The organism is Tepidimonas alkaliphilus, assembly GCF_007556595.1.
In the GTDB taxonomy this organism is placed as follows: domain Bacteria; phylum Pseudomonadota; class Gammaproteobacteria; order Burkholderiales; family Burkholderiaceae_C; genus Tepidimonas; species Tepidimonas alkaliphila.
The window spans coordinates 39442-54685 of the sequence record NZ_VJNB01000013.1 but is presented as its reverse complement, the minus strand read 5'-3'; the positions used below and the strand labels follow the sequence as shown (position 1 = coordinate 54685).

Below are 15244 nucleotides of genomic sequence, written 5' to 3'. Positions count from 1 at the left end.
GGTGGAGGTCAAAAGCCGCGTCAAGCGCGAGGCGATCGGCCAGCTGATCGAGCAGCTGCAGACGCTGTTTGAGTTCCTGCCGGAACTCAAAGGAAAAGCGCGCATCGGGATTCTGGCCGGCATCGACTGGGACGCCGGGGTGGAAGAAGAAGCCCAAGCGGCAGGTCTCTACACCGCGCGCATCCGTGATGAGATGTTTGAGCTGACCACGCCCAAGGGCTTCAAGCCGCGCAAGTGGTAGAGAGCGGGGAGCACCTCACGATGCAGCCGATCGCCCATGCAGCCTGAAACGAGGATGGCACTTGGCGTGCGCCACATCCGTTAGTCGTCCCTGAAATATTCATTCTCAGGCCCCCCGCAGCCGCAGCCAGGCCGCATGGACGCCGCCGGTCACGGTTTGGTGCTGCCAAGCAAGCCAGCGGGCAAGCAGCCGCACGGCCGCGACGAGGCGCAAAAAAGCTTGCTTCAAGAAGGGCACGCCCTTCTTCGCGATCATGCGCAGCAGCCAGCGGATGTTGTAGCCTGCCGCACACAGCACCGCGTGCAGCCGGTCGCCCTGCTCGCCCTTGAGATGACAGCGGTCCATGCGGTGATCCGCCTTGAGATGCCCGATGAGCGGCTCGATGGCTTGGCGGCGTTTGAGCAGCTTGCGTTCCTGCCGGGTGAGGCGCTTGATCTTGCCGCGGTGCACCAGGCGCACATCAGGCACGTCGGCCTGCACGCCGCAGTAGCCCAAGTCGGCATAGGCCGTGCTGGGCTTGACGCCCGTGTCCTGCATCAGGATCGTGGCTTGTTCCAGCTGCGCCTGCAGCGTGTGCCCGTCGTACGGGTTGCCATGGAAGGCCCGCGCGCCGACGATGAGGCCGTGCTTCAAGGTGCTGGCGATGCCGACCTTGACGCCGAACTCGTAAGGGCATCGGGCCTTGCCCTTGTTGATGCACTCCACTTCCGGCGCGTGCCAGGCGTAGAGCTTGGGCGTGCCCTCGGCAGTCTTGCGCTGGGCGGTCTGCGCCACCAGACGCGCCGCCTTGCTGGGGGGGCAGAGTCAATAATCAAGTGCAACACCCCTGATCTGCCTTGCACCTGACCCTGCCGCCGCTTTATGGGAACCCACTACCAGCACCTGAGCGCTACAGCGCGCGCCACCATCATGATCCTGCTGCAGCAGGGCTGCTCGGCACGCAGCATGGCCCGCACGCTGCAGCGCTTGCCTTCGACGGTGACGCGCGAGATCCGGCGCGCGCTGGACTGGCCGCAGCGCTTGGCCTTCGTGCCGGCGGGCAGCAGCACTTATGACGCGCGCGCGGCCGGCGCGCGTGCATGCGCGATGCGCCTGAAGCGCCGACGCAGCCGTAAGCTCTCCGAAGACGGCGTGCTCTTCGGCGTGGTGCATCACTTCCTGCTGGAGGGCTGGTCGCCAGGGCAGATGGCCGGCACACTTGAGGCGCATGGGGCCCGACGATCTGGATCGCCGCGTCTCGCACGAGACCATCGACAACGGCATCGATGCGATGCCGCGCGGTGAGCTGCGCAAGGAAATCATCGCCAGCCTGAGGCGTGCGCAAAGCAAGCGCATGCCGTGCTCGCGTGGCCAAGACCGAAGGGGCCAGCTGCCCGAGGCGGTCAGCATCCACCTGCGTCCGCCCGAAGCCAACGAGCGGGCGTTCCCCGGGCACTGGGAAGGCGACCTGCTCAAGGGGGCGGCCAACCGCTCGGCCGTTGGGGTGTTGGTCGAGCGTAGCTCGCGTCTGGTGTGCAGCCCCAAGCTCAAGGACGCCACAGCGGCCTCGGCCCTGGAGGACTTCACGGCCAAGCCGCGCAAGATGCCCAAGCCGATGCGCAAGACCCTGACCTACGACCGCGGCAAGGAAATGGCGCGTCATCCCGAGCTGACCGAGGCCACCGGCATCCGCGTCGACTTCTGCGACCCGCGCAGTCCGTGGCAGCGGGGCAGTTGCGAAAACCGCTTGCGGTTTCATCCGAACATCAACGGCCTGCTGCGCCAGGTCCTGCCCAAGGGCACGGACCTGTCGGTCTGCAGCCAGGAGGAACTCGATGCGATCGCCGACAGGCTCAACAATCGACCCCGCGCCATCCACGGCTTCTACCCCCCGATCGCCGTCGATCAGGCCATGCTGGAAAAGCTCACCCAAGCCAGCCACTCCCTTCAGTGATTCCACTGTTGCACTTGGTGCTTGACACCGCCGGCGACTCATTGGATTCATTCGGGAACGTAGATCAAAGTGCCGTCCTTGAGCCGGTAGGCAGTGCCGGCTTTGGCGCCTTCACCTTCGCCGATCTGGCCGCTGGCTTTGTACTGGCGCAGTTCGTTGCCTTTCTTCACCACCAGCTCCATGTTGGCTTCGCCCGGGTTCTTGATGACTACGGCGTTGTGCGTGACGAAGGGGTTGATGGGGTTTTCGGCAATGGCAATCAGCAGCACCGCGATGACCACAAGGAACACGTCGACAATGTTGACCACCGACAGGATGGGGTCGTCGTCCTCGGCATCGGCCAAGATGTCGATGCCCATGCGGCGAGGCTCAGCCATGGGACACCCCGGCCCCGGTGTGCTGCGCGGCGCGTGCCGCCAGCGGGTCGTGGTCGGACGCGCTGGCGGCCAAGATGGCGTTGAGCTCCTCCAGTAACCAACGCCGGCGCAGGTTCTGCACCACGAAGGTCATGGCCGCAGCCAGCAGCGCGATGATCACCGCGGAGAAGGCCACTACCAGGTTCTGTGCCATGCCTTGGGTGTTGCCCTGGGCCACGGCCACCAGCGCCGGCCCCATCGGGATCATCGTGGCCACCAGCCCCAGCATGGGTGCTACGCGGCTGGTGATACGCTGCCATTCGAGCTGGCGCAGCACATGCAGCTCCAGCGCGTCCACGCCGGCCTGCGGATGGCGCGCCCGCCAGCCATGCAGCGGCGCCGAGCCGTGCGGCCGCCGGGTGCGCAGTGCCGCCTCCACCAGCAGCTGACCCAGCGCGAACAGTGCGTAGGCGAACATGGCCACCAGTAGCAGCAGCACCGGGGTCAGAAAGAACTTGGAGATCTCGTACAGCAGGGTTTCGATGGCGTTCATGCCGAAGGCGCTCCGGTTGGAGGTACAGGGAAGATTACGGCTGCGTCGTCATGGCGGGGCGGCGCTGCCGGGTGTGTCGGGCCAGCCAAGCCTGCCAGACGGCCCCAGCGGCCAGCACCGCCAGCATTAGCAGCGCGTAAGTCCAGATCAAGCGCTGCACGGCCTCGGGGCTGCGCGGCTGCTCCACCAGCTGCTGACCGCGCACAACGGGGGGCTGCGGCGCCGGTGGCGGTACATCGTCGGCCCGCGCCGGCTGCGCGGCCGCCGCGGGGCGGGCTTCGGCCGGCCGGGCCAGCGCCGCACCCAGCCCGAAACCGCCGCCGGTCAGCTCGGCCACATAGGCCTTGAAGGTTTCGTTGAGCGTCTGCACGTCGTGCCGGCGCGCGATGTCGAGCCAAGTTCGGGCGAGGTCACGCTGAGTCGCCTCGTCGGCCTGCCAGTAACCCTTGCGGATAGCCTCGAGCATACGTTCGGTGATCTGGGCCAGAGCCGCTGGGTGATGCTTCTCGAACCAAGCCCGCAAGCCGAGCTTGTATCGGTCATCGACATAGATGGCTTTGAAGTCCTGCCACTGGTCGTTGCGCACGACGCTGCGGTCCATGACCTGCCAACCCCAAAAGTTGTTGACGATGTTGAGCAGCTGCTGAGCGCCGCTGTAGCCCTCTGCCTGCATCTCCCGGACCCAGTTCGGATGGTGGTAGACGCTGCGCAGTTCCATGGCCAGGAAGTTGTCGGCACCCTGCAGCCGCGCGCGGTTGGGGTCCCGCAGGTTGCTGATGAACAGCTGGGGGCTCTTGCCGTCCAGATGCCGCACCGCCAGCGAGATGCCGCCCAGGTATTCGAACGGATGGTCGGTGTCCAGCAGCCCACGCAGGTTGGATGAGCGCGAAAACACCGCGGCGCTGGTACCGCGCAGATGCTCGGCATAGACGTTGACCTCTTGACCGGCGGCGTCGCGCAGCTTGCGGCTCCAGTTCGCCTGGTTGGGCCCGTAGCCCCAGGACATGCGGGCCAGGTATAGGTTTTCCAGCCGGCCGTCGCCCTCGTTCCACTGGTCCGAAGCCAGCGTGGCCTCAGGCAAGCCGGTGCCGTAGTCGCCCGATTCGTTGCCGAACAGTCGCGTGAGCGCAAACTCCCTCGCCTCGGCCGCAGGGATGCCGCGGGCGCGCAGGGCCTGCTCGACGCGTGCGGTGTTGGCCCGCACAGGGTTGACCACAGCCTCCTCCGGTAGCGCTTCCACCAGTGCGATGGCTTCGTTTAAACGCTCCATCACATTAGGAAACTGGTCACGCCAAAGGCCGGTCATTGAGATCACGACGTCGATGCGTGGGCGGCCCAGTTCCGTAATCGGTATAACCTCCATACCGATTACGCGTCCGCCGGCGTCCCAGCGTGGGCGTACCCCCAAGGCATAAAGTGCCTGCGCCTCCAGGATGCCCAAGTGGCGCAATGTCTCAGTGCTCCACATCGTGAAAGCCAGCTTGGTTGGTGGCTGACCAGTCTTGACCCTATATTCTGTGATTAGCGCATCCAACGCCTTCTTCCCAGCCTCGTAGGCCGAGCGAGTAGGCACCCGCGACGGATCAAAGCCGTACACATTACGCCCGGTAGGTAGCGCGTCAGGGTTACGGATAGGGTCACCGCCGTAGGACGGCATCACCCAGCGGGCCGCCAGCGCGCGCAGCACGGCCTCGGTTTCCTGCTCCGCGCGCAGGTCGGCGGCGAAACGCCGGCCACGTTCGGCCAGCGCGCGCAGGGTCGGGTCGGCCAGCTCGGCCAGCGGCCGGCCGGAGAACACCCATTCGTCGACGAAGCGGTACGGCGCCAGCTGCCGCAGCTGCCGGAAGTCCACCGCGAAAGCCTTGCGCGGGTTGGTCACACCGGTGGCGCGGTACAGCGGCTCGCCCAGCATCTGCATCACGTTGACGACCAGGTGCTCGCGCGGCGCGGTCTCGCCCAGGGTGTGCAGGCCCAGCGGCTGCTGCGCCTCACCCAGCGATTCCAGCCAGTCCTGCAATTCGCGCAGATGGCGGTCGAAATCGCGCTCGACCTCGGCCAGCTTCCATTTCAGATCCCGGTGCACATTCATGCGCACCGCCTGCTCGATGATGAGCTTGCGGCTGCCCTCGCGCACCAGCCCCTCGTCGGCGGCCTCGTATTCGCGCACCAGATCTGCCAACCGCACGAAATCCTCGGACAGCCCGGCAGGGGTGAACGGCGGGGTCTGGTGGCTGACGATGACACCACGGCCACGACGCTTGACATGCAACGCCTCGCCGATGTTGTCGACGATGTAGGGGTAGACCACCGGGGTGTTGCGCACCAACAGGTTGGGGTCGTCCCAAGCCCACAGCCCGCGCTCCTTGCCCGGCGTCCATTCCTGGGTGCCGTGGGTGCCGAGGTGCACGATGGCATGCGCGCCGAACTGCTCGCGCGCCCACAGGTAAACCGCGATGTAGTGGTGCGACAGCGGCATCTTGGTGTCGTGAAAGCTTTTCTTTTCGTCATGGGCACCCCAGGCGGTTTCGCCCCGCCACGGTTGCGGCAGGACCACCAGCTGCCCCAGCTGCAGCCGCGGCACGACGAAGCCCGGCTGACCGCCCACCCGGGTGAACCAGGGACTTTTCTCCGGCGCGCCCCAGAAGTCCGTGATGCGCTGGCGCACATCGGCCGGCAGACCGTCGAAGTAGGCGCGGTACCGCGCGAGCGGCAGGAAGTCCCAGTGCGGCGTCTGCATCAGCCGCGCCAGCGTGCCGCGCCGGTAGGCCGGCTCCTGCATCTGCCGCACGGCGGCGATGATGGCCGACTCCTGCGCCGGCTCGACCCGGTAGCCTGCCTCGCGCAGCCGGGCCGTCAGCCGTTCGATGGAGCGCGGCACGTTCAGGTTGGAAGCCCCCTGGTTGTTCTGCCCCGGCGGGTGGTTCCAGAAGAACAGCGCCAGCCGCTTTTCGGCATTGGGGGTGGTCTGAAGCCGCACCAGGTTGAAGGCCTTGCCCAGCAGCAGGTCCACCTGCTCAGGTATGGGCACGATCTCGCCGCCCTCGTTGGCGCCGACCACCACCGGGTCGATCAAGCCGATGTATTCCGCCGTGGTCAGGTTGAAGGGCACGAAGAAGGTCGGCACGCCCGCGAGGTCGCGACGGTAGTCGGCGATGGAGCCGGTGCGATAGACCAGCAAGTTGACGGCCGGAATGTCCAGCGACTGCAGCCAGGCGCGTCGGCCGTCCGGGTCCATCCCGAGGAAGGTGTAGACCAGCAGCACGTTGGGCAGGGTGCGTCCCTGCAGCGTGATCAGCGGCTCCGGCGGCGGTGCGGCGCGTTCGCGCGGATTGGGGAAGGATTCGGTGGCCAGAGGGTCGCGCAGTATCTGCGCCAGCGGCATGCCAGTGCCGTCAGGCGTTGCGCCACCAGGGGCGCGATCGGAAGCCCCCATGGCCCACGGGCCCGATGTGGGCGCGGCGAAAGAGGCCCCATCACGGGAGGTGGCATCGCCGCCGCCACGCGGCCAAGCCGACCCGCTCGTGGCCGCAGCCCCACCCCCCGCCTGTGGGCCGTCGGAAGAAGCAGCCGATCCGCCGGAAGCGGGTGAGCCGCTGCTGCCGGACGGGGCAGTACCGCGCAGGTTGCGGTAGAAGGCCAGCGGCACGCCGCCGCGGCGCTCGATGTCCTCGATCAGCGTATCGATCAGCCGGGTCTGCGCATCCGAAATGTACGAGGAGGACATCTCGATACCGATCACCGGTCGGCCACGCCAGTCCTGTCCCCGCGCCTGCGACCACCAAGCCAGATAGCCCGGCAGGTCCTCATGCACCAGCTCCCGGTGCGCCGGGTGGTAGATGCCGCCGTCCGGCAGGGTCTGCGGCGCCGGCACGGCCGCGCCATCGCCACCGCGCATCAGATCGGCCAGGTAGGCGAACAGCCGTTCGCGGTTGACCGGCATGCCCAGCGTGTAGTAGTCGTAAATGCGCTGGGCCTGCTCGCGTGCCAGGCCCAGCGGCCGCAGCCGTACTGGCGGGCTCATCACGTTGATGGACACGCCGCGGATGCCGGTGCGGCGCAGCGCTTCGCCGGCAGCGCGCTCGACCTGCGCCTGGTCTTCCTGCCGCGGTGCATCCAGGATCACCAGCCGCGCCCCGTCCAGCGCGCGGGCGATGCGGGCGGCTTCGGCCCGGTCCACCTGCACCCAGTCGAGCTCGACGCCCTGGCCGCGCGCGGCCTGTTCCATCAGCGTGAACTTGCGCTCCAGCACAAAGCTGGTGGACAGGATGGCCACCTTGCCGACCGCTGGCGACGTCGCAGCCACGCCAGCGGCCGGTACCAGCAACATCACCAGTACAGCCAGCAGCGCCAGCAAGGCCGACAGCAGCCCGCAGCCGAGTAGGCTGGCCTGACCGGCGCGCCGCGAAGGGTGACGGTGAGGCGACATGATGCCCCCCTTGGCGGTCAGAAGCTGGCGCTCAAGCTCAGGTACAGCGCTCGGCCCACGCCAGGCCTGATGTCCGGGCTGCTGCGGGTGCCGGCCGTCGGTACCGGTGTGAACTGCGCGACATAGGCCTTGTCGGCCAGGTTCTTCGCATCCAGCGCCACGCGCCAGTTCGCCCCCTTGGGCGCGTAGCCCAGCCGCAGGCCCCACAGCGTGTAGCCCGGCACCACGAACGCGGCGCCGCCGGAACCATCATAAGTGGCGGTGCGGCTACCCACATGATGGGCGTTGAGACCCCAGTGCCAGCCAGTGGGTAGCCGGTGCGTCAGCTCCACATGCAGCGTGTGGCGCGGGATCACCGGCAGCCGGTTGTTGCCGTAGCGGCGGTCGCCATCGAAGCGCATGTCGGTCCAGTTCCACACCCCGTCGATGCGCAGGCTGTCGCCGTCGGCCAACAGCCCTCGGGCAAGTCGCGCACCGAAGCCGGCCTCGATGCCGTTGTGAATGGTCCGATCCGCATTGAAGGCGACGTTCTGCGCACAGTTGGGAATACCCGGCCGGCATTCCGAGAGGATCTCGCCGCGGATGCGCATGTGGTAGAGCGTCACGTCGGCCGACAGCACCTCATCCCCGCCACGCACGCCGCCCTCGATGGTCCAGGCTCGCTGAGGGTCCACCCTGCGCCCGACGCCAGCGGCGTTGGCCACGTCCGAGTCGGTCGGCGCCTCGAAGCTGCGGGCGATGGAGCCGAAGGCGAACCAGCGCGGGCTGAACTCCCAGTTGATGCCCAGCTTGGGGTTGACGGTGTCGAAGTCGGTGCTCCGACTGGCCGGGCTGGCCGCGCTGCCAGGCTGCGGGCGCTGATTGCCCAGGGCCTGGCAAAACGGCGGTGGCGTGCCGACGACCGGGCCGCAAGCCGGCACCGGTGGGACGGGCTTTTCGGCATAGTCGCGCTGGCCCCGGGCCAGCTGCAGGCCAAAGAAGGCACGCAAATCGGACCGCAGCCGCAGCGCCAGCTCGCCGTGGGCCTCAATGAGCCGACTGCGGAAATCCGCCTCCATGGTCTTGGGTCCTTTGTCCTGGCCGTTGTTGCGGTGCTGCCAGTTGAAAAAGTCGCCGTGCGAGCCGTTGTAGCGCAGGCCGCCGACCAGCTCCGCCTCAAGACCACCCAAGTCGTGCAGGCCGCTGTAGCGCACACCCAGCCCATGCTCCCGCCAGGTGCGGTCCACGATGCCAGTGAACGGCGACGGCAGATGGTCGAAGCGAATCCAAATCAGGTAAGCATCGGCCTCGATGCGGCGGCGGTTGTCCAGCCGCTGCACGAGGCGGTTGGCCAGCCGCGCGTATTCAAAGTTCGCATCCAGATCGAATTCCACCGCGTACTGGCCCGGGTTGCGCGGGTCGCGCCAGTAGGTGGCCAACGGCAGGGTGCTGGACGTCTCGTCGCGGGTGCGACCCAGGTGCAGGTACAGCCGGTTGTTCAAGCCGCCGCCCAGGTCGCGGCCCCAGTTGCCGGTGACGCGGAAGTACTCGGACACGTCGTGCCGGCGGTAGCCGTCGCTGCGGCTGCTGCTGACTGAAACATAGACATCGTCACGCTCGGCACCGAAGCCATACTCGTATTGCACCTGACGATAACCATAGGAGCCGACCGTCGCGCGCAGGCCGTGACCCTCGAAGCTGCGGCCGGTGCGGGAGACAAAGTTGAGCGCGCCGCCCGTGGCCAGCGCGCCAAAGCGCAGGCTGTTGGGGCCGCGGTAGACCTCCACGTAGTCGGCCGCCAGCATGTCCATCAGGGCATTGGTGATGCCCGCCTCCGTGCGGCCCAGCGGCACGCCATCCTGGTAGGCGCGGATGCCACGGCCGTTGCGCGGCCCCTCGGTGGCGATGTCGCTGCCACGAATGGAGTACAACCCCCCGGTGGAATCGGTGCGGGCGAAGGCGTGGATACCCGGTGTCAGCGCGAAGGCATCCTCGAAGTTGGACAAACGCTTGTCTTGCCAGTGGCGGGTGTCCACCACAGTTTCGGCGCCGGGCCGGCGCAAAAAGCGCTCGCGCTGCTGGTGGAACGACGGCACATCGTCGGCAACCGGGTCGGCGATGACGCGGATCTCATCCAGCGCCTGTTCGGCCGTTGGCTGGTTGGCTGGAAGTGAAGGGGCAAGGTCCGGCTGACTCCAGCCAGCCAGCGGAAAAGCGGCCAGCACGGCGGCAGCCAGCGGACGCAATGGGCAATAGAGGCGCACGGACATCTCCTGAAGGACAGGCCAACACCGTCCGCAAGCCGCTAGAGGGCTTGGCGAACGGCTATGGAGAAAAAGATGGGTTTCAGGAGAGGATGGGCGGCCCGCGCGCCGGCAGCACCGGCCGGCAATACGCCGTACGGCCGTGGGACGCCAGATGCTGCGGCCGGGCGGTATCCGCCGCGACCCGAGGCAGATCCGGCACCGCCAGCAGCGGCACCGCACCGCCGCCGCACAGAGGGCAATCTAGCTTCGAAGGGATCGGGACGTCGTCATCATCGCTGCTGCCTGCCACCAGCTTGACCGCGGAGCCCGAGCACACCAAATGCAATCCCTCGGGCTTGACCAGCGGCGAGACCACCGCTGCGCCCAGCGTCAGCGCAAACCACACCAGCACTAGGCGGGCGAGTCGGCGGGTGTTGCGCAGACTTTGCATGATCCTTAACTGTAGCCAAGGGAAGGGGCGGAGTCAATAATTTGTATGAGTCCACCACCTTTGGCACTCGGGGTGGTGTTGGAGCAGGCATGATAGTGGGGGTTTGTGTCCGAGGCGATGGTGTGGACGCTGGGCGTTGTAGAAGACGAGCCAGTTGGCCAGTTTCTGGTTGAAGAGGGCCAAATCCGTCAAGAGCAGGTCCTCGTGGTCGTCGACGAAGGACTCCTGCACGGTGCGGTTGAAGCGCTCGACGTGCGCCTTCATCTTGGGGGAGTTGGGGTAGGTGTAGCAGCGCTGGATGCCATGCTGCTTGAGCAGCTTGGCAAAGCCGGCTTCGAACTCGGAGCCGTTGTCTGACAGCACCACCTTGGGTTTGGCGGGCAGCAGCGACAGGATGGCGGCCATGGCCGCCTCGGTGTGGCAGGCGGCCTTGCTGGGCAAGGCCACGGCCAGGCCGAAGGCGCTGGCTGGATCGATGCAAGTCAGGATAGAGCGGCGCAGGCCATCGTGCACGCGCTCGACGGTGTCCACCGCCAGGCACTGCAGCGGCGCGGGGCGCGCCCCGCGGGGCTTGCGCGGTTTGCGCTGGCGGCGCACGGGCTTGGGGCGGCTGAGGCGATGATGCGCCCGATGGTGGAGACCGACGGCAGCTGCAGGCCATGCTGGCGGCACCAGGGCTCAAGCAACGCGTGCAGGCAAGGCCCAAGCCGAGATTGGGGTAGAGCCTGCGCAGATGGCGGATTCTGTGCACCAGGCGCGGATCATGGTGGCTCTGGCGCACCTGATGGGGCCGGCAGGACTTGGCCGCTAGCGCTGCGGGGTTGCCGCCGGCCTGGTGCAGCCTTTGGCACCAGCGATACAGCGTGCGCTCGGACACGCCAAAGGCATCGATGGTGGCCGCCAGCCCGTGCCGATCCCAGAAATGCAGGATACGCAGCCTTTGTTGGGCATCCTTGTGGGGGTCATCTCCCAAAGATGCCCCAAGTGCGCTACCCGGTCAAAGCCCCGGATGCCGTATCCGATGCGATGAACCTGCATGGCCTTGCTCCTTCGTCGAAGGAGTGCCAAAGGTGTCTGAGCTCATGCAGGGGGTACGGGCGGCACTGCGGCGTCTTCGCAACAGGGGCGTCGAGGCATCCGCAGCTGCCACTGTGGGGCAAGCGGGGTGTCGGGGCGCAAGCCCTGACTGCCGACGCGGCAGGCGGAGGCATCGCTGCGCACCCGAGCCGGCGCGGCCGCGGCGGGCGGGGGGTAGCCTACCTTGCACTCAAAACCGTCACGGATGGATCACGCTCGGGTCACGCGCCGTCACACATCGTCACGCTTGAATCACGCTCCGATCACACCAGAATCACGCTTCAGTCACGCTCAAGTCTCACAAGAATCACGCGCCGTCACGGGTGAATCACGCTTGAATCACACACCGTCACGCGCCGTCACGGATGGATCACGCTTGGGTCACGCGCCGTCACACATCGTCACGCTTGAATCACGCTCCGATCACACCAGAATCACACTTCGGTCACGCTCAAGTCTCACAAGAATCACGCGCCGTCACAGGTGAATCACGCTTGAATCACGCTTGAATCACGCTTGAATCACGCTTGAATCACGCTTTGCAGCGGCCCATTCTCTATACGGTAGCGGCCGCAAACCGCGCCAAAGGAGAGCTTATGAAGCGTGATCTGTATGCCACCGTGCGACCGGGCTCCAGACAAGCCCGCCGAGAAAAACTCAAAGAAGCGCTGCCAGTGCTGGAACAGGCCCTGCAAAACGGCTGGCGCTGGGGAGATATTGTTGAGCTTGCTCGCGAAATGTTAGGCGAGCCCAGTCTGTCAATCGGCGCCATAAAAAACATCCGCTACCGATACAAACGACTGCTTGCCAAGCGTCCGGATTTGGCTGCAGCGACCCCTGTTCCAATGCCCATTTCGCAGCCCGTGTCGGTTGCGCCCATGGCGCCGCCGCCGTCCGATCCAGCGCCCGCACCCGTCCAGTCTGGCGAATCGGCAGTGGCGCGCGTCCGGCAATTGCACGCGCAGGAAAAGGCGGCTGCAGCAGCAGGTTCTCTATTGAACAAGACCCCGCAGACGCCACGAACGGTGGCGCGGAAAATCGAGGACATACTGCATGCGCTCGAGGCAGACAGCGATATGTTGAAGTATCCGGTGATGAGTGCGGAAGAGGCGCTGGCGCTGGCTTAGGACCTCGAAAACAGAGGCATGCTGAAGCTGGCGGCCCGGGAATTTGCGCAGTATTGCTTCGATCGGATTTTCCCGATTTATGAGTCAATGGACATGGCATTGATACAGATGCGAACCGATGTTGGGCGGTGGGGGCCGATTGTTGCTGACTTTGCTCGCGCACGCCGCCCATACGGCGAATTTATTCTGACCCTGGTTCACCGGATCAATCCGAAGGCAACGATGGAAAGCAGGGGGTTTTCCGGGACGGCTGCGAGCCAAATCATGACGCTGATACGCGAAAAGAACTTATGAAAGGAGGATCGAGCGAATACAGCGATCGATAAAACAAATCTCTGATTTCAATCCATGCATCTGCAACCCAACTTATCTGATTAGGAGTTGACATGAAAGCAATCATCTTCTCCCACGGTGAAAAAGGCGGCGTGGGCAAGTCCACGGTCGCCAGCGTACTGGTGGACGCGCTGAGTTTTGGCGCCCGCAAACGGGTCATGCTTATTGAAGGCGACGTGAAGATCGATGATGTGTATAACCGATATCACCGGCATGTTGTAAAAGCAGCTCAATTCAACCTGGCTGACCAGACGCATTATGAGGACGCGGTCAGCAAGATGCTGGAATATCTCGAGCACAACATGGAATGCATCGATGTCGCGGTGGTGAACCTGCCGGCGACCGCGACCGGTACCATCGATCGTGATGTTGAGACGCTCGGCGAGGCTGTATCTGGCCTAGGGGCCGATCTGCGCGTCATCTATTCCGCATCATCAAACCCCAGCGGCATGGCAACCGTCGCCGAATCATTTAAAAACGGGCTTGCGTCGTATGCAGAAAAAACCATGCTGCTGGCACAGGAATTCCTGGACGACGGCAACAGTAACTTGGTGGAGCGACTGAAAACCATTTGTCCGGAGGTTGCGATTTTTCCGAAATTGGCAAGCTACACCTATTCGGCAGTCATGGAAAAACCCGACGTGCCGCTGAGCCTGCTGTGCACGAAAGGCCACCCGCAGGCGCTGGAGACGTTCATTTAGCGCGCGCGGCTGTCGGGATGGCTGCAGCGGGCCAGCCGTGCGCTTGAAGGGCTGGGGAACGATCCGATGCGCGGCAAGCCGCCACAGCCTGCAGCAGCCGCAGCGCTCTGAACAGCGACAGAAGGGGCTCATGCTGCCCCTTCTGGTTTTGGAGCGGCGTGACCCCAGGTCCCCGATGGCAGTGGCACGGCCAGCATCGAGGCGCGATGCTCCCACGGCGCCCCCGCGACCACGCTTGCGCATCGGGCAAGGCGGCTCAGGTCGATACTGCTGGTGCCCTAGCACAGCTTGCCGACCGCCCCTGTTCGAAGCCCCCCGTGCGGTTACCGGGGCGCCCCCACTTACCCTGCATGGACTCCCTCATGGCATGAGGGGCGCGCTGAGCGCGCGTGGCGGGCAAGGGGCAAGGCTGGCGTGTCGCTGCGCCGAATGCGCTGAATACGGTATCCGACGCGCTCTCTCGGGTCGCCTGGCCGCGGTCGCCACCTCTGCCGTCACCGGCGTCGCCGTCAGCGTCGCCAGGACTGTCGTCATCCCAACCGCGCTGCTCATGCGATGGGAAAGCACGATCGCAAGGTGCAGCACGATCAATACCATCGTGGCGACACATGGCGACAGCCCGCCCTTGTTGCCAGCACGGCAAAACCCATAACACCCGAAAAAACAACATCTTGGCGAAGTCCCTCGGGATGCCTGTCGCCCAGCGCCGGGGTGGGTTGGCGACACCCCAAACCCGTATATAAAACAACGTGTTGCAAGCGACCAACCCCGTCTTTTACGGGGGTGTCGCCAATGTGCACGGTTTGGAGTGTCGCGGCGCCTGGTCACGCCCTGCCGCCTGCTGGCAAGACCGCAGGCGACACTGAACCGCTGGCTGCCGACGTGGACGCTTGGAAAGAGGCGCGCAGCCATGCGGCAAGAGGGGCAAGCGGTGCCATCGCCGGCGGTGCGACGGTCGAAGTCCAGATTGGCGACAGCGCCTCAAAAGCCCCCTCTGAGCAAGCCCAAGTGATTGTTTTTGCGATAGAAATGACTGTCGCCAGCCTCATTGGCGACTGGCGACGCCTTGACTTGGTGTTCGCTCCCAAGTGTCTGTCAAAGCGAGAGTTTTGCTTCTGTGGCCGCTGCCCTGTCGCCGCAACCGTCGCCAAGTGTCGCCAAGATCACATCGATCGCTGTGTTCTACAGGATAGTGTGCAGCTATCGATGGGGTGCCGAAGGCGCGCTGCCGCGCCGTCGTGCGCCCTGCCTTGCCTTGGCGTTCGCGCGGCAAGCGCCCCCTTTGGCCTGCAAGGGCGTCATCGCCCCATCTGCTCCTTGAAGCGCGTGCCGCCTGAGCCCCGGCTGATGAGCCCGTCGGTGCCTGCGCTGGCGTCCGCAGCGAGCGTTTCTCCATCGGCGTGAGGCTGCTGGCAAGCGCTGCAGCGAGCGTTTCTCCATCGGCGAGAGACCGCTGGCAGGCGCTGCAGCGAGCGGTTCTCTGTTGGCTGGCGGGCTGTTGGGCCCGCCGTGTTCGCAACCGGAACGCTGAGAGGAGTTTTCGATGAACGTCCGACGTCATGGGGGCGAGCCCCGCTTTGAAGCCTGCGCTGCGGCGCAGGTCCATCCCGTGGCCCATGCCGCAGCGCCGTGCAGCGGCGAGCGGCTGCTGTCGGTGCGCGACGTGCTGGCGCTGGTGCGGCTGTCGCGCTCGACCTGGTATGAGCTGGTGCGCACGGGCCAGGCCCCGCGCCCGCTGCGCGTGGGCGCGCGCGCCGTGCGCTGGCGCGCAAGCGACCTGCAGGCGTGGCTCGATCGGCTGCCGCGCTGACACCCCCGGGA

General features: G+C 65.8%; 11 protein-coding genes and 2 pseudogenes. 6 read left to right on the top strand and 7 right to left on the bottom strand.

Features of this window, described 5'->3' with window-relative positions; translation table 11 throughout:
- Positions 1-241 (top strand): hypothetical protein (locus tag Talka_RS11945; protein ID WP_221933886.1); only part of this gene is annotated, 241 nt, incomplete at its 5' end.
- A gap of 105 nt (positions 242-346) precedes the next feature.
- On the opposite strand, the pseudogene Talka_RS10815 reads toward Talka_RS11945, so the two are convergent.
- Positions 347-1030: pseudogene (locus Talka_RS10815) on the bottom strand (transposase); the annotation flags it as partial.
- A 72-nt stretch (positions 1031-1102) separates the two neighbouring features.
- On the opposite strand from Talka_RS10815, the pseudogene Talka_RS10810 reads away from it, so the two are divergent.
- Positions 1103-2174 (top strand): annotated as a pseudogene (locus tag Talka_RS10810) (IS30 family transposase).
- Positions 2175-2221: 47 nt separating this feature from the next.
- Here the strand turns inward: Talka_RS10810 and Talka_RS10805 are convergent.
- The 6 genes from Talka_RS10805 to Talka_RS12020 all read right to left on the bottom strand — a co-directional run bounded on the left by Talka_RS10805 (position 2222) and on the right by Talka_RS12020 (position 10782).
- Positions 2222-2533, bottom strand: a complete 312-nt coding sequence (locus Talka_RS10805; protein ID WP_143891334.1) for a DUF2149 domain-containing protein — start codon at positions 2531-2533, stop codon at positions 2222-2224.
- A 10-nt stretch (positions 2534-2543) separates the two neighbouring features.
- Positions 2544-3083: a MotA/TolQ/ExbB proton channel family protein gene (locus Talka_RS10800; RefSeq protein ID WP_143891333.1), complete on the bottom strand. Its 540-nt coding sequence runs from the start codon at positions 3081-3083 to the stop codon at positions 2544-2546.
- 34 nt (positions 3084-3117) lie between these two features.
- The gene (cobN, locus tag Talka_RS10795; RefSeq protein WP_143891332.1) at positions 3118-7509 is read right to left on the bottom strand and encodes a cobaltochelatase subunit CobN; all 4392 of its coding nucleotides are present in this window, start codon (positions 7507-7509) and stop codon (positions 3118-3120) included.
- Between the two features lie 17 nt (positions 7510-7526).
- Complete coding sequence (locus Talka_RS10790) at positions 7527-9758, bottom strand: TonB-dependent receptor family protein (RefSeq protein ID WP_143891331.1); 2232 nt, start codon at positions 9756-9758, stop codon at positions 7527-7529.
- 76 nt (positions 9759-9834) lie between these two features.
- Positions 9835-10185: a hypothetical protein gene (locus tag Talka_RS11940; protein ID WP_185970141.1), complete on the bottom strand. Its 351-nt coding sequence runs from the start codon at positions 10183-10185 to the stop codon at positions 9835-9837.
- A 33-nt stretch (positions 10186-10218) separates the two neighbouring features.
- Positions 10219-10782 carry an integrase core domain-containing protein gene (locus Talka_RS12020; RefSeq protein ID WP_221933885.1) on the bottom strand — a complete coding sequence of 188 codons (564 nt, stop codon included), beginning with the start codon at positions 10780-10782 and terminating at the stop codon, positions 10219-10221.
- Positions 10783-11858: 1076 nt separating this feature from the next.
- Between Talka_RS12020 and Talka_RS10780 the strand changes: the two genes are divergently transcribed.
- From Talka_RS10780 to Talka_RS10765, 4 genes are all read left to right on the top strand, one after another.
- On the top strand, positions 11859-12389 hold the full coding sequence (locus Talka_RS10780) for a hypothetical protein (protein ID WP_143891330.1): 531 nt from the start codon (positions 11859-11861) through the stop codon (positions 12387-12389).
- Between the two features lie 18 nt (positions 12390-12407).
- Positions 12408-12683, top strand: coding sequence for a hypothetical protein (locus Talka_RS10775; protein WP_143891329.1), 276 nt, complete (start codon positions 12408-12410; stop codon positions 12681-12683).
- 92 nt (positions 12684-12775) lie between these two features.
- Entirely contained in the window at positions 12776-13423 is a 648-nt protein-coding gene (locus tag Talka_RS10770; RefSeq protein WP_143891328.1) for a hypothetical protein, read from the top strand.
- A gap of 1543 nt (positions 13424-14966) precedes the next feature.
- Positions 14967-15233 carry a helix-turn-helix transcriptional regulator gene (locus tag Talka_RS10765; RefSeq protein WP_143891327.1) on the top strand — a complete coding sequence of 89 codons (267 nt, stop codon included), beginning with the start codon at positions 14967-14969 and terminating at the stop codon, positions 15231-15233.
- Positions 15234-15244 lie beyond the last annotated feature (11 nt).